General features: G+C 65.2%; 20 protein-coding genes. 9 read left to right on the plus strand and 11 right to left on the minus strand.

Annotated features, from left to right (window positions below; translation table 11 throughout):
* Nucleotides 1-807 precede the first annotated feature (807 nt).
* From FG323_RS09620 to fabB, 3 genes are all read left to right on the plus strand, one after another.
* Entirely contained in the window at nucleotides 808-1,191 is a 384-nt protein-coding gene (locus FG323_RS09620; protein WP_141454297.1) for a bleomycin resistance family protein, read from the plus strand.
* Between the two features lie 274 nt (nucleotides 1,192-1,465).
* Nucleotides 1,466-1,981, plus strand: a complete 516-nt coding sequence (gene fabA, locus FG323_RS09625) for a 3-hydroxyacyl-[acyl-carrier-protein] dehydratase FabA (RefSeq protein WP_141454298.1) — start codon at nucleotides 1,466-1,468, stop codon at nucleotides 1,979-1,981.
* Nucleotides 1,982-1,983: 2 nt separating this feature from the next.
* On the plus strand, nucleotides 1,984-3,192 hold the full coding sequence (fabB, locus tag FG323_RS09630) for a beta-ketoacyl-ACP synthase I (RefSeq protein ID WP_141454299.1): 1,209 nt from the start codon (nucleotides 1,984-1,986) through the stop codon (nucleotides 3,190-3,192).
* A 53-nt stretch (nucleotides 3,193-3,245) separates the two neighbouring features.
* Here fabB and FG323_RS09635 read toward each other — a convergent pair whose 3' ends face one another.
* From FG323_RS09635 to FG323_RS19675, 6 genes are all read right to left on the minus strand, one after another.
* Nucleotides 3,246-3,668, minus strand: a complete 423-nt coding sequence (locus tag FG323_RS09635) for a hypothetical protein (protein ID WP_141454300.1) — start codon at nucleotides 3,666-3,668, stop codon at nucleotides 3,246-3,248.
* Nucleotides 3,669-3,764: 96 nt separating this feature from the next.
* Nucleotides 3,765-4,556, minus strand: coding sequence for a MetQ/NlpA family ABC transporter substrate-binding protein (locus tag FG323_RS09640; protein ID WP_141454301.1), 792 nt, complete (start codon nucleotides 4,554-4,556; stop codon nucleotides 3,765-3,767).
* Nucleotides 4,557-4,585: 29 nt separating this feature from the next.
* Nucleotides 4,586-5,266: a methionine ABC transporter permease gene (locus FG323_RS09645; protein WP_141454302.1), complete on the minus strand. Its 681-nt coding sequence runs from the start codon at nucleotides 5,264-5,266 to the stop codon at nucleotides 4,586-4,588.
* Nucleotides 5,263-6,270, minus strand: coding sequence for a methionine ABC transporter ATP-binding protein (locus FG323_RS09650; RefSeq protein WP_141454303.1), 1,008 nt, complete (start codon nucleotides 6,268-6,270; stop codon nucleotides 5,263-5,265). The genes FG323_RS09645 and FG323_RS09650 overlap by 4 nt, the downstream gene beginning before the upstream one ends.
* Before the next feature lie 531 nt (nucleotides 6,271-6,801).
* Entirely contained in the window at nucleotides 6,802-7,656 is an 855-nt protein-coding gene (locus tag FG323_RS09655; protein WP_141454304.1) for a PhzF family phenazine biosynthesis isomerase, read from the minus strand.
* Entirely contained in the window at nucleotides 7,656-8,339 is a 684-nt protein-coding gene (locus FG323_RS19675; protein WP_181444155.1) for a hypothetical protein, read from the minus strand. Before FG323_RS19675 ends, FG323_RS09655 begins: the two co-directional genes overlap by 1 nt.
* Nucleotides 8,340-8,399: 60 nt before the next feature.
* Here FG323_RS19675 and FG323_RS09665 point away from each other — a divergent pair, with 60 nt between their 5' ends.
* Nucleotides 8,400-9,857 (plus strand): PLP-dependent aminotransferase family protein, encoded by a 1,458-nt coding sequence (locus FG323_RS09665; protein WP_141454305.1) that lies wholly within the window; start codon nucleotides 8,400-8,402, stop codon nucleotides 9,855-9,857.
* A 31-nt stretch (nucleotides 9,858-9,888) separates the two neighbouring features.
* Here FG323_RS09665 and FG323_RS09670 read toward each other — a convergent pair whose 3' ends face one another.
* The 4 genes from FG323_RS09670 to FG323_RS09685 all read right to left on the minus strand — a co-directional run bounded on the left by FG323_RS09670 (nucleotide 9,889) and on the right by FG323_RS09685 (nucleotide 13,276).
* Complete coding sequence (locus FG323_RS09670; protein WP_141454306.1) at nucleotides 9,889-10,098, minus strand: FG-GAP repeat protein; 210 nt, start codon at nucleotides 10,096-10,098, stop codon at nucleotides 9,889-9,891.
* Nucleotides 10,091-11,353 (minus strand): VCBS repeat-containing protein, encoded by a 1,263-nt coding sequence (locus FG323_RS09675; protein ID WP_141454307.1) that lies wholly within the window; start codon nucleotides 11,351-11,353, stop codon nucleotides 10,091-10,093. The genes FG323_RS09670 and FG323_RS09675 overlap by 8 nt, the downstream gene beginning before the upstream one ends.
* A 465-nt stretch (nucleotides 11,354-11,818) precedes the next feature.
* A complete protein-coding gene (locus FG323_RS09680; RefSeq protein WP_141454308.1) occupies nucleotides 11,819-12,223 on the minus strand; it encodes a hypothetical protein in 405 nt (134 codons plus the stop codon).
* A gap of 789 nt (nucleotides 12,224-13,012) precedes the next feature.
* Nucleotides 13,013-13,276 (minus strand): hypothetical protein, encoded by a 264-nt coding sequence (locus FG323_RS09685; protein WP_141454309.1) that lies wholly within the window; start codon nucleotides 13,274-13,276, stop codon nucleotides 13,013-13,015.
* Nucleotides 13,277-13,768: 492 nt separating this feature from the next.
* On the opposite strand from FG323_RS09685, the gene FG323_RS09690 reads away from it, so the two are divergent.
* Both FG323_RS09690 and FG323_RS09695 read left to right on the plus strand, forming a co-directional pair.
* Nucleotides 13,769-14,344: a TetR/AcrR family transcriptional regulator gene (locus FG323_RS09690; protein ID WP_181444156.1), complete on the plus strand. Its 576-nt coding sequence runs from the start codon at nucleotides 13,769-13,771 to the stop codon at nucleotides 14,342-14,344.
* 4 nt (nucleotides 14,345-14,348) lie between these two features.
* Entirely contained in the window at nucleotides 14,349-14,699 is a 351-nt protein-coding gene (locus FG323_RS09695) for a VOC family protein (RefSeq protein ID WP_141454311.1), read from the plus strand.
* Between the two features lie 150 nt (nucleotides 14,700-14,849).
* On the opposite strand, the gene glmS is transcribed toward FG323_RS09695, so the two are convergent.
* On the minus strand, nucleotides 14,850-16,676 hold the full coding sequence (gene glmS, locus FG323_RS09700; protein ID WP_141454312.1) for a glutamine--fructose-6-phosphate transaminase (isomerizing): 1,827 nt from the start codon (nucleotides 16,674-16,676) through the stop codon (nucleotides 14,850-14,852).
* 192 nt (nucleotides 16,677-16,868) lie between these two features.
* Between glmS and FG323_RS09705 the strand changes: the two genes are divergently transcribed.
* The 3 genes from FG323_RS09705 to FG323_RS09715 all read left to right on the plus strand — a co-directional run bounded on the left by FG323_RS09705 (nucleotide 16,869) and on the right by FG323_RS09715 (nucleotide 20,284).
* Nucleotides 16,869-18,146 carry an efflux RND transporter periplasmic adaptor subunit gene (locus tag FG323_RS09705; protein WP_141454607.1) on the plus strand — a complete coding sequence of 426 codons (1,278 nt, stop codon included), beginning with the start codon at nucleotides 16,869-16,871 and terminating at the stop codon, nucleotides 18,144-18,146.
* A 97-nt stretch (nucleotides 18,147-18,243) separates the two neighbouring features.
* Nucleotides 18,244-18,972 (plus strand): ABC transporter ATP-binding protein, encoded by a 729-nt coding sequence (locus FG323_RS09710; protein ID WP_225562498.1) that lies wholly within the window; start codon nucleotides 18,244-18,246, stop codon nucleotides 18,970-18,972.
* A 10-nt stretch (nucleotides 18,973-18,982) separates the two neighbouring features.
* The gene (locus tag FG323_RS09715) at nucleotides 18,983-20,284 is read left to right on the plus strand and encodes an ABC transporter permease (protein ID WP_141454313.1); all 1,302 of its coding nucleotides are present in this window, start codon (nucleotides 18,983-18,985) and stop codon (nucleotides 20,282-20,284) included.
* Nucleotides 20,285-20,325 lie beyond the last annotated feature (41 nt).

Genomic DNA, 20,325 nt, shown 5'->3' on the forward strand with positions numbered 1-20,325 from the left:
CTGGCTCTTGCCTCTCCCTCGGCAGTCATCCGGCTTTTCCTCCCCCTTTGAAAAAGGGGGACTAAGGGGGATTGGCTCTTCGCACCAAAAGCAAAATCCCCTGTCACCTGCTTCGCAGGCGCCCCGCCCCCTTTTTCAAAGGGGGCTGATCAGGCGGTGGTCGTTTCCCCGGAATAACCATCTGGCTCTTGCCTCTCCCTCGGCAGTCATCCGGCTTTTCCTCCCCCTTTGAAAAAGGGGGACTAAGGGGATTGGCTCTTCGCACCAAAAGCAAAATCCCCCGTCACCTGCTTCGCAGGCGCCCGCCCCCTTTTTCAAAGGGGGCTGATCAGGCGGTGGCCGTTTCCCCGGAACAACCATCTGGCTCTTGCCTCTCCCTCGGCAGTCATCCGGCTTTTCCTCCCCCTTTGAAAAAGGGGGACTAAGGGGGACTAAGGGGGATTGGCTCTTCGCACCAAAAGCAAAATCCCCCGTCACCTGCTTCGCAGGCGCCCGCCCCCTTTTTCAAGGGGGCTGATCAGGCGGTGGTCGTTTCCCCGGAATGACCATCTGGCTCTTGCCTCTACCTCGGCAGTCATCCGGCTTTTCCTCCCCCTTTGAAAAAGGGGGACTAAGGGGGATTGGCTCTTCGCACCAAAAGCAAAATCCCCTGTCACCCGCTTCGCAGGTGCCCGCCCCCTTTTCCGCTTTCAACAGCCGAGTGGCTGGTCAAAGGGGAGGCAAAAGCTGCCATGCTTCTGCCGAATCCCGGCTTTCGACGGCCGTAAGGCCGGTCATCCCCAATCCCGAATCCCGAATCCCCGCCCCATGCACGCCAAACACATCACCCCGATCCTCAACGTCTCGGACATGGAAAAGAGCTTCGCCTGGTTCAAGGCATTGGGCTGGGAGAAATGCTGGGACTGGGGCAGTCCGCCCACCTTCGGTTCGGTCGGTTCCGGCGAGTGCGAGATCTTCATGTGCCTGGACGGCCAGGGACATCGCCAGGATCCCGCCGGTCCCCACGTGGAAACCGGCGGCGTGTGGATGTCCATCTGGGTCGACGACGTGGACAGCATCCATCGCACCTGCCTGGCGAACGGCATCGAAGTGACCTGGCCGCCGACGGACGAACCCTGGGGCGTGCGCGAGATGCATGTGCGCCATCCGGACGGACACGTGTTCCGGATCAGCCAGTCGCGCGAAGGCTAGACTCCCGCGAGCGTGTGTAGTCCTGGACGCGGCAGCAGGGACAAACTCGACCCGAACCACAACGCACTCGCGGATCGCGCAGTTTGCGCACCGTACGCCGGCGGATGCGGTATCCGAAGGTATCCGACCGGACAATGCGCATCCGCGCAAATCCAAGCGCCGCCTCGTTCTTCGCCCGCCTACGCCGGCGTACGGAAAGGCAGGGCTGATCTGCGTCAATACAGCTGTATGCACAATTGTGCATTATTCTGGTTCCTGACCTGTCGGATCACGCATGAAATCCCCCGCTTCCTTTACCCGGGATCAGCTGCTGGCCAGCGCCCGCGGCGAACTGTTCGGCCCGGACGCCGGCCGCCTCCCCAACGACCCGATGCTGATGTTCGATCGCATCACCGAGATCCGCGAGGACGGCGGCGCGCACGGCAAGGGCATGGTGCGGGCGGAACTGGATATCCATCCGGACCTGTGGTTCTTCAAGTGCCATTTCCTCGGCGACCCGGTGATGCCCGGCTGCCTGGGCCTGGACGCGCTGTGGCAGCTCACCGGTTTCTATCTCACCTGGATCGGCGCACCCGGACGCGGTCGCGCGCTCGGCACCGGCGAGGTGAAATTCACCGGCCAGGTGCTGCCCACCGCGAAGCGGGTGAGCTATGAAATCGACATCAGCCGCGTGATCAACCGCAAGCTGGTGCTGGCCGTGGCCGACGGTCGCATGCTGGTCGATGGCCGCGAGATCTACACCGCGCGCGATCTGCGCGTGGGCCTGTTCACCTCCACGGAGGCGTTCTGAGCATGCGCCGCGTCGTCATCACCGGCCTGGGCATCACTTCCTGCCTGGGCAATGATTCCAACACCGTTTCCGCCGCGCTGCGCGAAGGTCGCTCCGGCATCCGCCATCTGCCGCAGTACGCAGAACTCGGTTTCCGCAGCCAGGTCGGCGGCGCGCCGGAGCTTGATCTGGAAGCGCTGATCGATCGCAAGCAGAAGCGCTTCATGGGCGACGCCGCCGCGTATGCCTATCTGGCGATGCGCGACGCCATCGCCGATGCCGGCCTGGACGAGGCATTGGTCAGCCAGCCGCGCACGGGCTTGATCGCCGGTTCCGGCGGCGGATCGGCCGAATGGCAGATCGAGGCGGCGGATCTGCTGCGCCAGCGCGGCATCCGCAAGGTCGGCCCGTACATGGTGCCGCGCACGATGTGCTCCACCGTCTCGGCCACGCTGGCCACCGCGTACAAGATCAAGGGCGTGAGTTACTCGCTGTCGGCCGCGTGTGCAACCTCCGCGCACTGCATCGGCGCGGCGGCGGATCTGATCCACGCCGGCCGCCAGGACATCGTGTTCGCCGGCGGCGGCGAGGAGCTGCACTGGGCGCTGACGATGATGTTCGACGCCATGGGCGCGTTGTCCAGCCAGCGCAACGAGGATCCGACCCGCGCCTCGCGCCCGTATGACGCCGATCGCGACGGCTTCGTCATCGCCGGCGGTGGCGGCATGCTGGTGCTCGAAGACTACGACCACGCGGTGAGGCGTGGCGCGCGCATCCATGCCGAACTGCTCGGCTACGGCGTCACATCCGACGGTGCCGACATGGTCGCGCCCTCCGGCGAAGGCGCGGTGCGCTGCATGCAGATGGCCCTGGAGGGCGTGGACAAGCCGGTGGACTACCTCAACACCCACGGCACCTCGACGCCGCTGGGCGACGTGGTGGAACTCGATGCCGTGCGCAGCGTGTTCGGCGATGCGGTGCCGCCGCTGTCCTCGACCAAGGCGCTGTCCGGCCATTCGCTCGGCGCGGCCAGCGTGCACGAAGCAATCTACTGCCTGCTGATGATGCGCGACGGCTTCATCGCCGGCTCGGCGAACGTCGATACGCCGGATCCGCGCGCCGAGGGCTTCCCCATCGTGCGCGAGAGCCGCGACGCGAAGCTGGACACGGTGATGTCCAACAGCTTCGGCTTCGGTGGCACCAACGCCACGCTGGTGTTCGGTCGGGTCTAGGCAAGGGTCTCGGTTACGGTAGGCGTACCGCGGCAACCGAGCCAACCATGTCGCTAGCTGCCCGCCTGCCGGCGGGCGCTGGCGAGGTATCCCGCCAACGTTCCAAGCAACGCTCCCAGCATGGATGCCGCGACATACAAGACGGTGAGCAGAGCAGGCTGTGTTGACGGGAGCCACAACCCGATCACCACACTGAACGCCTGCGCGATGCCCGACATCAACAGGAATACGAGTGCCGCGTGCTGCAGGCGGCGCTCGCGTTGGCGACAGGCCAGGTGGGCGAATATCAGGAAGTCCACCGATGCCATGATCACAAGGCCAATGGCCGTCTGGTGTATCACCGTATCCTTGTCGGAGGCAGCGGGCACGAACATGCCTTCAGCCAAGCCGATGGAGAAGTCGACCAGGAACATCAGGATCGCGTACCGGGTGATACGCGCCCAATTCAAGGGCTCTCCCGTCTGCACGTGCGACACGTCCTCATCCGGCAAGTCGCTCTCTCCTGCTCCCACACCAGACAACGAAGTCCATTGTTACCGTCGCCGGAAACGGCGCGGGCCGGGATCGCATGATCAGAACGCCGGCAGCACCGCGCCCTGGTATTTCTTCTGGATGAATTCGCGCACGGCCGGGCTGGTCAATGCGGCTTCCAGCTTCTTCACCCGCGGGTCGTCGCGCAGCTCCGGGCGGCCAACCAGGAAGTTCACGTAAGGCGACTTCGCGTCCTCGATGGCGAGGGCGTCGCGGGTCGGCTGCAGGCCGGCATCCAGCGCGTAGTTGGTGTTGATCAGTGCCAGATCGACCTGTTCCAGCACGCGCGGCAGCATCGCGGCGTCGAGTTCGCGGAACTTCAGCTGCTTCGGATTGGCGGTGATGTCGCGCAGGGTCGCCATCTGGTTGGACGGATCCTTGAGCTGGATGACGCCGGCGCGATGCAGCAGGATCAGCGCGCGGCTGTTGTTGCTCGGATCGTTGGGAATCACCACGTCCGCGCCCGCGGGTAGCGCATCCAGCGACTTGTAGCGGCGGGAGTAAGCGCCGAACGGTTCGATGTGCACGCCAATGTAGGTTTCCAGCTTCGTGCCGCGATCCTGGTTGTAGGCTTTCAGATAGGGCTCGGTCTGGAAGTAGTTCACGTCGATCTGGCCCTGCACGACCTGGTCGTTGGGCTGCACGTAGTCGTTGAACACGCGTACTTCCAGCTTCACGCCGTCCTTGGCCAGCAGCGGCTTGACCACCTCCAGGATTTCCGCGTGCGGCACGGCGGTGGCGGCGATGGTCAGGGTATCGTCGGACTTCGCCGCCGGCTTGCAGGCTGCCAGGGTCAGCAGCAGCAGCGACAACGGGAGCAGCAACTTCTTCATGGGGAAATACCAGGGAGAGGAAAAAGGAATCAGCGGCGGTTGAACCGCCGGACCAGGCTGTCGCCCAGCCATTGCAACAACTGGACGATGATCAGCAGCAGCGCGACGGTGATCACCGCCACCGACGTCTGCGATCGCAGATAGCCATCACGATACGCCAGATCGCCCAGGCCGCCGGAACCGATGGCACCGCCCATCGCGGTGAAGCCGATCAGGGCCACCGCGGTGACCGTCGCTCCCGCCAGCAGGCCCGGCATGGATTCCGGCAGCAGCACGCGCCGCACCAGTTGCCAGGTGGTGGCGCCCATCGCCTCGCTGGCTTCGATGACGCCTGGATGGACTTCCCGCAGCGCCGTTTCGACCAGCCGCGCATAGAACGGCACCGCGCCCACCACCAGCGGCAGGATCGCCCCGCGCACGCCCAGCGAAGTGCCCACCAGGCTCAGCGTCACCGGGATCAACACGATCATCAGGATGATGAAGGGCGCCGAGCGCACCAGGTTGACCAGCAGCGCCAGCGCGGCATGCAGCCAGCGGTTTTCCAGGCGCTGGCGCTTGTCGCTGAGGAACAGCAGCACGCCCAGCGGCAGGCCCAGCAGCAGTGTCAACGGCAGCGCCCCCGCGAGCATCAGCAGGGTATCCCCGCTCGCCACCAGCACTTCGCCCCACTTGGCCGGATCCAGTCCCAGCACGGTTGCCAGCGTGATCATGCGCGCAGCACCTCGACGTCGACGCCGGCCTGTTGCAGGCCGGTGGTGGCGGCGTCAGCATCGCCCTCGGTCATGGCGATGGTGAGCTGGCCATACGGCGTATCGCGGATGCGACCGATGCGGCCCCCCAGGATGGTGTAGTCCACGCCGGTCTGGCGCGCGACCTGGCCGAGCAATGGCCGATAGGTATCGCTGCCGAGAAAGGTCAGGCGCAGGATGCGGCCGGGCACCGCGTCCAGCGCGCGGCGCTGTTCGTCCTCGTCCAGGTGTTCGGCATCGACCACGAACTGCCGCGTGGTCGGATGGGCCGGATGCAGGAACACCTGCGTCACCGGCCCGGTCTCCACCAGTTGCCCCGCATCCAGCACCGCCACGCGATGGCAGATGCTGCGCACCACTTCCATCTCGTGGGTGATCAGCACGATGGTCAGTCCGAGTTCGCGATTCAGATCCGCCAGCAGCCGCAGGATCGATTGCGTGGTCTGCGGATCCAGCGCGCTGGTGGCCTCATCGCACAGCAGCAGGTGTGGCTGGGTGGCGAGCGCGCGCGCGATGCCCACGCGCTGCTTCTGCCCACCGGACAACTGGGCCGGATAACGATCCGCCAGTGCCTGCAGGCCAACGCGCTCCAGCAGTTGCGCGACCCGCTGTTCGATCTCCGCACGCTTCATGCCGGCCAGTTGCAGCGGGAACGCCACGTTGTTCGCCACGGTCTGCGACGACAGCAGGTTGAAGTGCTGGAAGATCATGCCGATGCGTCGGCGCGCGGCGCGCAGCTCCGGATCCGGCAGCGCCGCGATGTCCTGCCCTTCCACCAGCACCTGGCCCTGCGTGGGCCGCTCCAGGCCGTTGATCAGGCGCAGCAGGGTCGATTTGCCGGCGCCGGACTGGCCGATGATGCCGAAGATCTCGCCCTGCCGGATCTCCAGATCCAGTGGTCGTAGCGCCACGGTTTCGCCGCCGGGCGTGGCGAAGGACTTGCTGATGTTCTTGAACTGGATCATGGCGCCGTGGGCCTGGCGGGAGAGCGATCACCCGCCCGCAGGAACGTGGGAGTGCGGAGGTGCCGCCGGGCTTGGCCGGTACGCGGCAGGGAGCGCCACGATAGCCTGTCCCCGCCGGCTGTCAAATGCGCCCGGCCAACGGGATTCCGGCTGCGCGCGGGCAGGGAGAAGAAGCGCCGCCGTTCATCCGTCCATGGCAACGGCTTGCGGGTGAGCCGCGCTCGCCGCTGGTGGGAGAGGCAGCGCAGCGGCGAGCACGGCCCATGAACCTGTTTCGACATGCGATATCCGGATGACAACGACAACCGCGTCATCCGGCTTGCGTCGCCTGCGCGCGGTGGCGGAAGGCATCCGACGCAGGCGCCGGGCGTGCAACGGCTTCACTGGGAATCGCAAGGATATCGCCACGCGACCACGCGCGTGATGGCCGCGACGAATGTGCTTATGCCGTATTTCCACTTGCCATCGCGGCGGTTTCAGACGTCCGCGATCGTCCCGGTCACCGACCGGCCGCGCGATCTGAGCGTCGAATCAGCCTGCCCGGGTTGCGGTGCCCGTGATCCTCACCGCTGTACCGCTGACACGAATTCCCTCGCGCGGATCCTCCGGCACCGTCACCCTGATCCGGCTTGGCCGCCCGAGATCATCGCCCTGGTGAACCCGGAAAACGCGATCCACGGGCAATGCCTCGTTGTGCGCCAGATACGCACCCAGCGCGGCGGCGGCGGCGCCCGTGGCCGGGTCCTCCACCACGCCGCCGGGTGGAAATGGATTGCGCGCGTGGAACGTATCGGCATCCGCGCGCCAGATCAGGTTCACGGTGGTCCAGTCGTGTTGGGCCATGAGTCCGGAAAGCGCGCCGAAATCGTAATCCAGCCGCGCCAGGCGGTCGCGGGTGGACACGGCGATGATCGGATGCCACGCGCCGGCGTAGGCGACGGCCGGCGCCAGTGCGGGGGCCAGTTCATCGCGATGCCAGTGCAGGACGGCGAGCAGGCGATCCAGATCGTCCGGATCCAGCGGCGCCATGCGCGGCTCGACGCTGGTCAGCGTCGCGGTGAACTGCTCATCCACCTGCACGCGCACGCGTCCAGCGCGTGCTTGCAGCACCTTCTCGCCCGCACCGTATGCCTCGGCATGCGCGACGGTCGCGGCGATGGTGGCATGTCCGCAGAACGGCACCTCGGCCAGCGGACTGAAGTAGCGCACCTCGAACGTGCCATCCTCGCGCGGCAGCAGAAAGGCGGTTTCCGAATAGCCCACCTCGGCGGCGATGCGCTGCATGTCCGCTTCCGGCAGGCCGCGCGCATCCAGCACGACTCCGGCGGGATTGCCGCCGGCCGGATCCGTGGTGAAGGCGCTGTAGCGGAGCACGTTCGCGTTCATCACGCTTCCTCCGGCAAGGCGGTGCGCGTGTCGGGATCATCCAGCCGCACCACCAGATAACGCAGGAAGAACTGGGTCAACGGCCCAACGCCCAGAGCGAAGATCACCGTGCCCACGCCGACGACGCCACCCAGCAATACGCCGACGATGAGCACGGTGACTTCGATGATCGTGCGCACCTTGCGGATCGACCAGCCGGTGCGACGCGACAGTCCGGTCATCAAGCCGTCGCGCGGGCCCGGCCCCAGTTGCGCGCCGACATACAGCGCGGTCGCGAAGGCGCAGGTCACCACGCCACCCAGCATGTAGGCGATGCGCAGCCACAGGCTCTCCGGCGTGCCGAGCATCGCCAGACTGATATCGGCGAACGGCCCCAGCAGCAGGCTGTTGGCGACGGTGCCCAGGCCCGGCATCTGCCGCAGCGGAATCCAGCCCAGCAACACCACCACCGCGGTGATGATCATCACCACGCCGAAGGAGACCGGCAGATGCAGCGACAGGCCCAGATGGAACACGTCCCACGGTGAAGCGCCGATGGCCCCCTTCACCATCAGGGCGATGGCCAGGCCGTACAGCCACAGGCCGACCAGCAGCCGGAACAGCCGTTCGGGCAGGCGCCCGGCCTTGAGCTGCGCGAGGGGGCCGAGATTGGACAGGCCCGAGGAGGGGGAGATCGTCGCCATGGGGCCACCTTGAAGGTAATTGGCCCTTTTCCATAGAGCCAATCGTGCGATAGTGGCCCCATGAATCGCACGCTGGCTCCCGAACGCCTCGCCACCCTGGTCGGCGAGTTCAACCGCTCCCCCGCCTACCGGGGGCTGTGCCAGGCCCTGCAGGAACTGATTGGCGACGGGCGCATCCCCTTGGGCACCCGTCTGCCCAGCGAGCGCGCGGTCACCCTCGCGCTGGGCGTCTCGCGCAATACCGTCACCCGCGCCTACGCCGACCTGATCGCCGCCGGCTTCGCCACCGCGCGACAGGGCGCGGGCACGTTCGCCACGGTGCCGGTGGATCGCCGGCGCGCGCATGATCACGCCCTGCACGCGCTGGGCACGAATCCGGCGATCGATGGCGCCATCGATCTGAACTGCGCCGCCGGCGCCGCCACGCCGGGCGTCGCCGCCGCGTACGAACGCGCCCTCGCCGCGCTGCCTTCGTATCTGTGCAGCGACGGCTACCTGCCCTCGGGGCTACCCGGCCTGCAGGCGATGATCGCCGATTCGTATGCGCGGCGCGGCCTGCCAACGGCGCCGGAACAGATCATCATCACCAGCGGCGCGCTGTCGGCGCTGGCCATCACCGCGCGTGCGCTGTCGCGTCCGGGGGATCGGGTGATGCTCGAATCACCGGTGTATTCCAACGCCATCGAAGCACTGCGGCTGGGCGGCGGCAAGCTGATCAGTTCGCCCCTGGCCGATCCGCTGGGCGAGCAGGGCTGGGATCTGGACGGCATCGAGGCCACCCTGCGACAGACCTCGCCGCACCTGGCCTACTTGATTCCCGATTTCCAGAATCCCACCGGCTTCCTGATGGACGACGCCATGCGCGCGCGCTACGCCGCCGCGTTGCGCGACGCCCGCACCACCGCCATCGTCGACGAAACCCTGCAAGCCACCGCGCTGTCCGACGCGCCGATGCCCGCGCCCTTCGCCGCGCTTGCCACCGACGCCATCACCCTGGGCAGCGCGTCCAAGATGTTCTGGGGCGGCCTGCGCGTGGGCTGGATCCGCGCGCCACGCCCGCTGATCCGCCGCCTGATCAACGCCCGCGTGCAGTTCGATCTCGGCAGCTCGCTGTTCGATCAACTGGTCGTCGCCGAACTGCTGGCCCAACCGGACATCCTCGCCAATCGCCGCGAGCAACTGCGCCAGCGCCGCGACGCGCTGATCGCCGCGCTGCGTGAACACCTGCCGGACTGGCGCTTCCGCGTCCCCGCCGGCGGCCTGACCCTGTGGGTGCAGTTGCCCCACGGCAGCGCCACCCGCCTGTGCGCCGACATGGAACGCAGCGGCATCCACCTCGTCCCCGGCCCGGTCTTCAGCGTGGAAGGCGGCGCCGACGGCTGGCTGCGGATTCCGTACGCCAAACCGGAGGAGGAACTGGTGCGGGCGGTGAAGGCAATTGCAGGAAGGCGGACGGCGGATTGGTCCGAAGGTGCTCATCAACAAAGCGCATCCAGGTCCAAGATCCTGATTGCATGAACTCCCGGTTACCGCTGACCCCCGGCAGCGGTCATTCCGCCTTGCCGGGGCTCATCAAAGGAGGCAGGTTCCCGCCGGTCGGCAGCAACGAGCAATTGAAGCCATCCAGAACAGCAATGCCGTCATAGCCTGCCGCAACGGCCAGATCCGAGCATCCGTCGCTGTTGAGATCCGCTGCCGCATAGGGCAAGCGGTGGAGCAGCGGTACCTTGAAGGCATAGCGAACCGCCGGGTCATACACGCGGAAAGGTGCCTGCGCGTTGCATATAAATCGCAAAGAAAGGCAGGTTGCTGACGAAGTCCTGAAACTGATGATTCACCAGGTCCGTGAAACCGTCCCCATCGAAATCGTACAGGAAAGGGGTAATCGGATATCCAAAGTACGTGTGCAGGTACAGCGCTTCGCCAAACTCTCCTGACCAACTCCTCAGATGCACTTCGCTTCCCATCACGGCATCTCTGCGCCCATTCCCATCAATGTCTCCGAAATAAAGGTGATCGCGGCCCTCAGTAGATAACAGCAATTGAGGGGGTGTCATTCCACCGGCTGCGAGTCGATAGGCGACCAACACGTCGCTGGTAGTCGCTTCACCATTTGTTTCTTTCGACATCACGAAAACGAGATCGGAAAAGCCATCAGTGTTGATGTCTTCCGATACCAACTCGAAGATCGGGCTGGAGAAGGGGATGTTGACTATCGCGGAACGACCAAATCCCCCTGCTCCATCTCCGTGCAACACCTGATAGTTCGGACACACGACATAGTGACCGCAATCGTTGTAGTTGCGCGCCACGATCATGTCTTGATGACCGTCACCGTCCGCGTCCAATGCCGCCCAGCTGACCACGCTTGCCGTACTTTCGTAGGAAGTTTCGGGATAACCCTGAACAAACTCCGGCGCGCTACCCTTTCTTGATGCCAAGATGCCAACGCCGCCGGAAACACCGTAGCCGTCCACCGTATGGAAAGCGACGTCGGTGATCCCGTCTTCATTGAAGTCCTGGGTGACCAGGATCTTCGACGAGGAGTAGTTTTCCGTCCCGTATGGGTAGATCAGCGCCGGTGAAAGCGTGCCATCCTGGCGCTGCAAGAAAAGGTCGACGGTGTTGTTGTTGGTCAAAGCAACCAGATCCGCACGCCCATCGCCATTGAAATCGCCCGCCGCGACGGCTTCGTAGTCAGCCATGGTGTCGCCATGCGGACGGCTGTACATGCGGGGCGACCTGAATCCAAAATCCGATCCCGTGCCATCCATCCGCGCTTGATAAACTTGTCCGGGTAACGCCAAGCGACTGCCGGACCTCGAAGCGATGGTCTTTGCCAGAATATCCTTGTCGGATTCCGCAGATTCGAATGCGGGATTGGCGTCGGGTTCGATATTCGCACCGCAGGCACCCAACACCAGGACCAAACCCAACGGCACCAGCCATCCCAATCCGCGAGAATCGATGGCGCGACCAATACCATCCACAGGCTGCCTGGCTTTCTGGACCATGGTTCCCCCTCCCCAATGCGGATATCTTAGCCACCCGAAGGCCCGGGTTCCATGACCACCAAGCCGACCGCCACAGGGCCCGGCACGTTGGGGGCCAGCAGCTCGGGTGATTCCGCTCTTCGAGCGCAGGTTCACGGAAACACCGACACCTGCAAGCCAACAGAACGCACCAGCCGCCGCCCGCCCCCAGGCGGGTCTTCAGCGTGGAATGCGGTGTCACGGCGGTTGATCGCGTGATGCTGCCACGGGGGATCCGCTTAATTTTCATGCGGCAAGAGCAAATCCCTCTTAATCCCCCTTTTTCGCTTTCAACAGCCGAATGGCTGGTCAAGGGGAAGCAAAGCGAACTCCTGCAGATCAGCAGGATCGTCCATGAAGCAGCCCTGATAGCCCCCTTTGAAAAAGGGGGCGGGCGCCTGCACCGCAGGCGACGGGGGATTTGCTCTTGGCGATGCAGCTGAAAATCTACGTCGCCCGCCCCGCCCCATAAGTCCACAGCGGCCGATACGCCGCGCGATGCCACCACGCCAGCAACAGCAGCCAGGCGAAGTGGAAGGTCCCCCAAGGCGCATTGTCGTTGAGCAGGAGATGGAACAGGAAGATGCCGGCCACCAGCGGAAACAGCACCACGATACCCAGCGGCGCGGTGCGCCGGACCAGCAGGAGCAATCCACCCACCAGGCAGGTGGCGGCAATCAGCGGGTCGACGATGCCGCTGGCGCTCAGCGCCAGGGTCAGCGTCCGCGCAGGGGGCGTTTCCTCAGGTACGACCCACGGCTTTCCCAGCATCCAGTGGATGAACCACGAACCGCCCACATACACGTAGAACAAACCGAACAGCCAGCGCATCACCGCCATTACCTTGCCCATGCCTGTCTCCCTGTCCGCCGTTGAAACGGGGGTTATCGATTCCGTCTACGTCGTCGACGATGGCTACCGGCCAGTGCTGGGGCGTATTGCCGACCCGATGGAAGAGGCAGCGGGAACCTGTCAGTGATCCATCCAGCTGTAAACCAGCTGCCGTTCCCGATCCCACATCACCCGGCGTCTGCCCGGACAGGCATGGATGTCGCTTGTTCCTTCGCTCACTCGTTTCCAAGCGTCCCTGGCGAATTGTGGAAATCGCGGCATGACTCGCGTGTAGGACAGGACCGGAGCGGCTGGGCTCGCGCATTCATCCGGATTCTTCCAACGATCTGATTTCAGGCGGTCTTGTAGACGAAACTCCGGTCCGGTCGCCGGCAGGTAGGAAGACCCGTTTGCACGTGTTCTTTTGCCATTGATTTCGGCGAGCAGTCTGCTGCGCTTTGTTGCGGCAAGAGCAAATCCCCCTCGGTCCCCCTTCTTCGAAGGGGGAGGCAAAGCGGACTCCCGCTTATCGACAGGATTCAGGAAGCAGCCCAGATAGCCCCCTTTTGCAAAGGGGGCGGGCGCCTGCGCAGCAGGCGACGGGGGATTTGCTCTGGGCGATGCAGCGGGAAATCCAGCCAATCGCCACGAGCAGGAGACGACTCGAATCGAGCCGGAGATGAAGATACCGACCCCGGCGGAAGCAGCACCACGACGCCGGGCAGCGCGGTGCACCAATGATCCGACACCCCGGGATGTCGGATCGGGCACCTTGCGCAGGGGTGCCGGTGTTGGCGAATGCCCGTCGGCTCAGTGCTTGGTATCGGGGTTCGGCGAAGGCATCCAGGCCATCCGATCGAGGACATGCTGGGCCTGCGCGGCGAACGCGTCGAAGCTGGCGTACCAGGCCTTGATCGGGATGTGCGGATCCTTGTCCTCTTCCACCGCCATGCACGCCAGGCTCAGGTGGCTCATCAGGCGTAGCTGACCTTGCAGGGAAAGCAGGCGCAGGTAGCCCTCGTCGGTCAGCAGGTAACCGGAACGGCGATCGGGGGGTGGTTGGGTCTTGCTCATGCGGGTACTCCTTTTCCGTGTGAAAACCCGCCTGCGGAAATGCAGACGGGTGTCGGGAGGTTAGGAAAGCCGCATAGAGTCGGCGGGCGTATTCCCTCTTGCGAGGTCTTGTATTAGCCGCCCTCCCGACGTGGAACTGCTTACGTCGGAAGTACCGATGAACTGGTACGAATTGGCCACTCAAATATTCTTGTGGCTTGACTCTATGCTGGAGTTCCTACGCTCCGGGAATGGAGTCTGCTGAGTGTGGCGCGTCGATTCAATAGATCCGGATTCAATGTTAGTCGTTGAACTCGCATGTCATTCCTGGCGAAAAATTCGATAGGCAGCCTCCTTCGTGAGGCCTCATCGGCGATACCCACTTCGCTGAACACCTGCACTCGGTCATGGCGTCACCGTTTCACCTCCTTCATTGAAAAAAGGCCACATTGGAAGCACTTTCCGGACAAACAAGGCCCACTGTCCGACACGCTTCGTGGGAAGATTCCCGCCATGACCCAGGCCGACCCACATGCCGATCCCCGCTGGCAGCGCACTCACCAGGATCTGCTGGCCGCGTTCCTTTCGCTGGTGATCGGCCGGCGTTATCACGACATCCGGATTGCCGACGTGCTGGCGCGTTCCGGGGTCAGCCGCTCGACCTTCTACGAGCATTTCCGCAACAAGGACGAACTGCTGTCGGCAAGCCTGGAGGAACCTTTCCGGACCCTGGCCGGCTTGATCACGGATGACACCGACGCCGCGCGCGTCCGCATGATGCTGGATCACTTCTGGACCAATCGCGCATTGGCCCCCAGCCTGTTCCAGGGACCGGCGCTGCGGGTCGTCCGCAGCGCATTGGTCACGCAAGTGGAAGCGGCACTCGACCGCGGGGAGTTTCGACTGCGCATCCCGGCGCGGCTGGCGGCGTATTCAATGGCCGACGGCATGTTCTCGCCCATCACGGCCTGGTTGTTGGGCGAGTCCACATGCGGCACCCAGGATCTGGCGATTGCATTGCAACGGACCACGGCTGCAATGGTGCGGGCATTGCGGACGGATTCCCTCCCATCCGGCGACACGGAGTAGACCCATGAAGATGCAACGCCTGATTCCCATGCTGCCGGTCCGCGATATGCCGGCCAGCGTGGAGTTCTACGGAAAGCTCGGCTTCGCGGTGGAAAACCGCAATGACGAATGGCGCTGGGCCATGCTGGCCTTCGACGAATGCCGGCTGATGGTGGACGAATCCATCAACATGCCGCCGGATGCGCCGCACACGTCGGTGATCTACCTCTATCCCGACGATATCTTTGCCTACCACCGCGAGGTGCGCCGGCGCGGCGTGGTGGTGCCTTCGATCAGCCATCCGTTCTACGGCATGAGCGAGTTCCGGATTGAGGATCCGGATGGCAACCGGTTGTGGATTGGGCAGAAGGGGTGAGCGTGGGGTGGCTGGTCATCTTGTCCGGCCTGGTGTGCGCCAAAAGCAAATCCCCCTCGGTCCCCCTTTTTCAAAGGGGGAGGTAGAAGCACCAGAATTCTGATGGTTTTAGGGGACAAACAAGGGCCGCTTTCGCGGCCCTCGTTTCAATCATTCCACCGTCACCGATTTCGCCAGGTTTCTCGGCTTGTCCACGTCCGTCCCTCGCGCCAGCGCGGTGTGGTATGCCAGCAACTGGACGGGGATGGTGTGCACCACCGGGCTGAGCACGCCGGTGTGGCGCGGCGTGCGGATGACGTGCACGCCTTCGGACTCGGTGAAGTTGCTGTCCTGGTCGGCGAACACGAACAGCTCGCCGCCGCGCGCGCGCACTTCCTGCATGTTGGACTTGACCTTCTCCAGCAGGGTGTCGTTGGGGGCGATGACGACGACCGGCATGTCGGCGTCGACCAGCGCCAGCGGGCCGTGCTTGAGTTCGCCGGCCGGATAGGCCTCGGCGTGGATGTAGGAGATTTCCTTGAGCTTGAGCGCGCCTTCCAGGGCGATGGGGTAATGCAGGCCGCGGCCGAGGAACAGCGCGTCGGACTTGGGCGCGAAGCGTTCGGCCCAGGCGGCGATCTGCGGTTCCAGGTTGAGCGCGTGCTGCACGCTGCCGGGCAGGTGGCGCAGTTGCTCCAGGTAGTCGGCTTCCTGCTCCGGAGTGACCTTGCCATGCAGCTTGCCCAACACCACGGTCAGCTGGAACAGCGCCGCCAGCTGGGTGGTGAAGGCCTTGGTGGAAGCCACGCCGATTTCCGCGCCGGCGCGGGTATAGCAGACCAGTTCGCTGGCGCGCGGGATGGCGCTCTCGGGCACGTTGCAGATCGACAGGCTGTGCTGGTGGCCGAGCGACTTGGCGTACTTCAGTGCTTCCATCGTGTCCAGCGTTTCGCCGGACTGGGAGATGGTGACGATGAGGTGCTTGGGATTGGCGTAGGCGGCGCGGTAGCGGTATTCGCTGGCGATTTCCACGCTGCACGGCAGGCCGGCGATGGACTCGATCCAGTAGCGCGCGGTCATGCCGGCGTAGTAGCTGGTGCCGCAGGCGAGGATCTGCACGCCCTCGATGTCCTTGAGCACCGCCTCGGCGTTGGCGCCGAACAGCGTGGGCAGGAAACCGCCGTCGATGACCGCCTCGATGGTGTCGGCGATGGCACGCGGCTGCTCGTGGATTTCCTTCTGCATGAAGTGGCGGTACGGGCCCAGTTCCAGCGAGGCCAGCGACACGTCGGAGACATGCACGTCGCGCTCGACCGGCTGGTCGTTGCCGTCGAACACGCGCACGGCCTGGCGGGTGACCTCGGCGGTGTCGCCTTCTTCCAGGAAGATCACCCGGCGGGTGGCCTGGATGATGGCCGACACGTCCGAGGCGATGAAGTTCTCGCCTTCGCCCAGGCCGATCAGCAGCGGACAGCCCATGCGCGCGCAGACCATGCGCTCGGGTTCCTTGCGGCTGACCACGGCCAGCGCGTAGGCACCGGTCAGCTCCTTGACCGTGCGCTGCAGCGCGGTGAGCAGGTCATCGCCCCCCTTGAGGTGGTGGTGCATCAGGTGGGCGATGACTTCGGTATCGGTCTGCGATTCGAATTCGTAGCCCAGCGCGCGCAGCTTCTCGCGCTGTTCCTCGTGGTTCTCGATGATGCCGTTGTGCACCAGCGCCACGCCGTGGCTGATGTGCGGATGGGCGTTGGCCTCGGTGACCCCGCCGTGGGTGGCCCAGCGGGTATGGCCGATGCCCAGGCTGGCGTTGAAGCCCTCGGCGGCGGCGGCGTTCTCCATCTCCGACACCCGGCCGGTGCGGCGCACGCGGCGCACATCCTTCTGTTCGACCACGGCGATGCCGGCGGAGTCGTAGCCGCGGTATTCCAGCCGCTTCAGTCCCTCGATGAGTACCGGTACCACGTCGCGATCGGCGATCGCTCCCACAATCCCGCACATAGAGTCTTGTCCACCTGAGTCAAAACGAGTCCCGATTGTAACGGGGGTGGACACAACGGACAGTGTCCGCGCCGGTGTCCGCGGACACCCGGACACCGTTCCAACGCCCTTCTCCCCCTTGAAAATCAAACGGTTGCGATTGGCACGCATCCTGCTTTGACGGGGCGTCTTCCCAATAAACGCATGCCATCGATGATTCGGGACACCTCCGCGCAAGATCGCCCCCTGAGTGCCGGCCCCACCGCCACCGCCGCCGCGCCCTGGAAGCGCTGGCTGCTGCCGGCCGCCGGCGGCCTGGCCCTGCTGCTGGTCATCGGCTTCGCCGTGCGCGGCTGGGTGGGCGGCAGTCGCTCCTTCGACGGCGCGCGGGTGCGCATCGCCGAGGTCAAGCGCGGCGACCTGGTGCGCGACATCTCCGCCGACGGCCGCCTCATCGCCTCCAACAGTCCCACCCTGTACGCCATCGCCGGCGGCGTGGTGACCCTGAAGGTGGTAGCCGGCGACAAGGTGACCAAGGGCCAGGTGCTGGCCGAAATCGACAGCCCGGAACTGCGCAGCAAGCTGGCGCAGGAACAGGCGGCCCTGGCCGGCCTGGAGGCCGAGGCCAGCCGCGCCACCCTGGACGCGGCGGTGACCCGCGCCAACGCGCAGAAGGCGCTGGACCAGGCCGACATCGATCGCCAGGCCGCCCAGCGCGATCTGGAACGCTACGAGCGCGGCTTCAACGGCGGCGCGGTACCGCAGATCGACGTGGCCAAGGCCAAGGACGATCTGCGCAAGACCGAGATCGCGATGGATCACGCGCGCAAGGACGTGAACCTGCAGGGCCAGGGCGCCAGCCTGGATGCGCGCAACAAGCAGCTGATGGCCGAACGCCAGCGCTCCATCGTCGCCGAGGTGCAGCGCCAGGTCGACGCGCTGACCCTGCGTTCGCCGTTCGATGGCCAGGTCGGCCAGGTGCAGGCGGTGCAGCGCTCCAACGTGGCGATCAACGCGCCGGTGATGAGCGTGGTGGATCTGTCCAAGTTCGAAGTGGAGATCAAGGTGCCGGAGAGCTTCGCCCGCGATCTGGCGATCGGCATGCCGGCCCAGCTGACCAGCAACGGCCAGCCGTATCCGGGCGAGATTTCGGCGGTGTCGCCGGAAGTGGTGAACGGCGAGGTCAACGCGCGCATCCGCTTCAGCGACAAGCAGCCGCCGGGCCTGCGCCAGAGCCAGCGCCTGAGCGCGCGCATCCTGATGGACACCCGCCGCAACGTGCTGATGGTCGAGCGCGGTCCGTTCGTCGAACAGTCCGGCGGCCGCTACGCCTACGTGATGGACGGCAACTCGGCCGTGCGTCGCCCGGTGCAGATCGGCGTGAGCAGCCTGAGCGCGGTTGAGATCATCAGCGGCGTGCAGCCGGGCGACAGGATCGTGGTGTCCGGCAGCGACCAGTTCGGCGATGCCGAGCGGGTCTCGATCAACTGATTTTTCGACTCACCGCCTTCCCGTTTTCGTACCCGCCATTCCGTATTTCCCGTATTCCCAGACTTCCATGCTACGCACACACCAGAAGGACTTCGCCATGCTCGAGATGCGTTCGGTTTCCAAGGTCTACCGCACTTCCCAGGTGGAGACGCACGCGCTGCGCTCCCTCGACCTGCATGTCCGCGAGGGCGAGTTCGTCGCGGTGACCGGGCCGTCGGGCTCGGGCAAGACCACCTTCCTCAACATCGCCGGTCTGCTGGAAACCTTCACCGGTGGCCAGTACACCCTGGACGGCCAGGACGTGAGCGGACTGTCGGATGACGCGCGCAGCAAGCTGCGCAACCAGAAGATCGGCTTCATCTTCCAGAGCTTCAACCTGATTCCGGATCTGAACCTGTTCGACAACGTCGACGTGCCCCTGCGCTACCGCGGCATGAGCGCCTCCGAGCGCAAGCAGCGCATCGAGGACGCGCTGACCCGGGTCGGCTTGGGCTCGCGCATGAAGCACTACCCGTCCGAACTGTCCGGCGGCCAGCAGCAGCGCGCGGCCATCGCACGCGCCCTGGCCGGCACGCCCAAGCTGCTGCTGGCGGACGAACCGACCGGCAACCTGGACTCGCAGATGGCCCGCGGGGTGATGGAACTGCTGGAGGAGATCAACAGCCAGGGCACCACCATCATCATGGTGACCCACGATCCGGAACTGGCCGCGCGCGCGCAGCGCAACGTGCACATCGTCGACGGCGCCGCCACCGACCTGACCACCGAGCCGCGCCTGATTTCCACGGTGGGCCTGGACGTCAATCTCGCTCCCGCCCAGGCCTGAGGAACTGACCATGTTCGGTTACTACTTCCAGCTTGCCCTGCGCAGCTTCAGGCGCAACAAGGTGCTGACCGCGCTGATGGTGCTGGCCATCGCGCTGGGCATCGGCGCCAGCATGACCACCCTGACCGTGTTCTACATCCTGTCCGGCGATCCGATGCCGGGCCGCAGCCACACCCTGTTCTACCCGCAGATGGACCCGCAAAGCATGGACGGCTACACCGCTGGCGAAGAGCCGGAGGAACAGGTGACGCGTTTCGACGCCGAGGCGCTGCTGCGCGAGAAGAAGGGCGATCGCCAGGCGCTGATGACCGGCGGCGGCGTCAGCATCGAGCCGGAGAAACAGGGCCTGTCCCCGTTCGTGGTGGACGCGCGCTACACCTCGGCCGATTTCTTCCCGATGTTCGACGCACCGTTCGCGCAGGGAACGCCCTGGAGCGCACGCGAGGACGATACCCAGGCGCGCGTGGCGGTGATCTCCCAGAAACTCAACGACAAGCTGTTCGACGGCGGCAACAGCGTGGGCAAGTCGATCCGCATCGACCAGAACGAGTTCCGCGTGATCGGCGTGCTGGAGGACTGGCGCCCCACCCCGCGCTTCTATGATCTGAACAGCGATCGCTACGGCGAGGTGGAGCAGGTGTTCCTGCCGTTCTCCACCGCGGTGAACATGAAGTTCGGCCGCAACGGTTCGATGAACTGCTGGGGCGACAGCCAGGGCGACGAGACCGGTGTCAATGCGCCGTGCACGTGGATGCAGTACTGGGTGCAGTTGGATACGCCGGAAAAGGTGGAAGCCTACCGCCAGTACCTGGTGAACTACTCCGACCAGCAGCGCCGCGCCGGCCGTTTCGAGCGGCCGACCAACGTGCGCCTGCGCAACGTGATGGAGTGGCTGGACTACAAGAAGGTCGTGCCCAGTGACGTGCGCCTGCAGACCTGGCTGGCGTTCGGCTTCCTGCTGGTCTGCCTGATCAACACGGTGGGCCTGCTGCTGGCCAAGTTCATGCGCCGCTCCAGCGAAATCGGCGTGCGTCGCGCCCTGGGCGCCTCCAAGGGTGCGATTTTCACCCAGGCGCTGGTGGAGGCCGGCACCATCGGCCTGGCCGGCGGCGTGCTCGGACTGGGACTTGCCCTGCTGGGCCTGTGGGCGGTGCGCCAGCAGCCGGCCAGCTACGCCGAACTGGCGTACCTGGACCCGGTGATGCTGCTGACCACGTTCGGCCTGGCGATCCTGGCCAGCGTGCTGGCGGGCCTGCTGCCCGCCTGGCGCGCCTGCCAGGTGACCCCGGCCATCCAGCTCAAAACCCAATGATCCAGTCGCCGCTCCGGCCGATGGACGCGCGGTAGCTCTCT

The organism is Pseudoxanthomonas sp. z9 (assembly GCF_006542425.1).
GTDB lineage: Bacteria > Pseudomonadota > Gammaproteobacteria > Xanthomonadales > Xanthomonadaceae > Pseudoxanthomonas_A.

What these genes read in the sequence shown, in the direction of transcription:
- FG323_RS09715 (WP_141454313.1), top strand. Translation starts at nt 18,983, where the DNA reads ATGTTCGGTTACTACTTCCAGCTTGCCCTGCGCAGCTTCAGGCGCAAC.
- FG323_RS09620 (WP_141454297.1), top strand. Translation starts at nt 808, where the DNA reads ATGCACGCCAAACACATCACCCCGATCCTCAACGTCTCGGACATGGAA.
- FG323_RS09680 (WP_141454308.1), bottom strand. Translation starts at nt 12,223, where the DNA reads ATGGGCAAGGTAATGGCGGTGATGCGCTGGCTGTTCGGTTTGTTCTAC.
- fabB (WP_141454299.1), top strand. Translation starts at nt 1,984, where the DNA reads ATGCGCCGCGTCGTCATCACCGGCCTGGGCATCACTTCCTGCCTGGGC.
- FG323_RS09665 (WP_141454305.1), top strand. Translation starts at nt 8,400, where the DNA reads ATGAATCGCACGCTGGCTCCCGAACGCCTCGCCACCCTGGTCGGCGAG.
- FG323_RS09690 (WP_181444156.1), top strand. Translation starts at nt 13,769, where the DNA reads ATGACCCAGGCCGACCCACATGCCGATCCCCGCTGGCAGCGCACTCAC.
- FG323_RS09675 (WP_141454307.1), bottom strand. Translation starts at nt 11,353, where the DNA reads ATGGTCCAGAAAGCCAGGCAGCCTGTGGATGGTATTGGTCGCGCCATC.
- fabA (WP_141454298.1), top strand. Translation starts at nt 1,466, where the DNA reads ATGAAATCCCCCGCTTCCTTTACCCGGGATCAGCTGCTGGCCAGCGCC.
- FG323_RS09685 (WP_141454309.1), bottom strand. Translation starts at nt 13,276, where the DNA reads ATGAGCAAGACCCAACCACCCCCCGATCGCCGTTCCGGTTACCTGCTG.
- FG323_RS09640 (WP_141454301.1), bottom strand. Translation starts at nt 4,556, where the DNA reads ATGAAGAAGTTGCTGCTCCCGTTGTCGCTGCTGCTGCTGACCCTGGCA.
- FG323_RS19675 (WP_181444155.1), bottom strand. Translation starts at nt 8,339, where the DNA reads ATGGCGACGATCTCCCCCTCCTCGGGCCTGTCCAATCTCGGCCCCCTC.
- FG323_RS09650 (WP_141454303.1), bottom strand. Translation starts at nt 6,270, where the DNA reads ATGATCCAGTTCAAGAACATCAGCAAGTCCTTCGCCACGCCCGGCGGC.
- FG323_RS09695 (WP_141454311.1), top strand. Translation starts at nt 14,349, where the DNA reads ATGAAGATGCAACGCCTGATTCCCATGCTGCCGGTCCGCGATATGCCG.
- glmS (WP_141454312.1), bottom strand. Translation starts at nt 16,676, where the DNA reads ATGTGCGGGATTGTGGGAGCGATCGCCGATCGCGACGTGGTACCGGTA.
- FG323_RS09710 (WP_225562498.1), top strand. Translation starts at nt 18,244, where the DNA reads ATGCTCGAGATGCGTTCGGTTTCCAAGGTCTACCGCACTTCCCAGGTG.
- FG323_RS09645 (WP_141454302.1), bottom strand. Translation starts at nt 5,266, where the DNA reads ATGATCACGCTGGCAACCGTGCTGGGACTGGATCCGGCCAAGTGGGGC.
- FG323_RS09705 (WP_141454607.1), top strand. Translation starts at nt 16,869, where the DNA reads ATGATTCGGGACACCTCCGCGCAAGATCGCCCCCTGAGTGCCGGCCCC.
- FG323_RS09655 (WP_141454304.1), bottom strand. Translation starts at nt 7,656, where the DNA reads ATGAACGCGAACGTGCTCCGCTACAGCGCCTTCACCACGGATCCGGCC.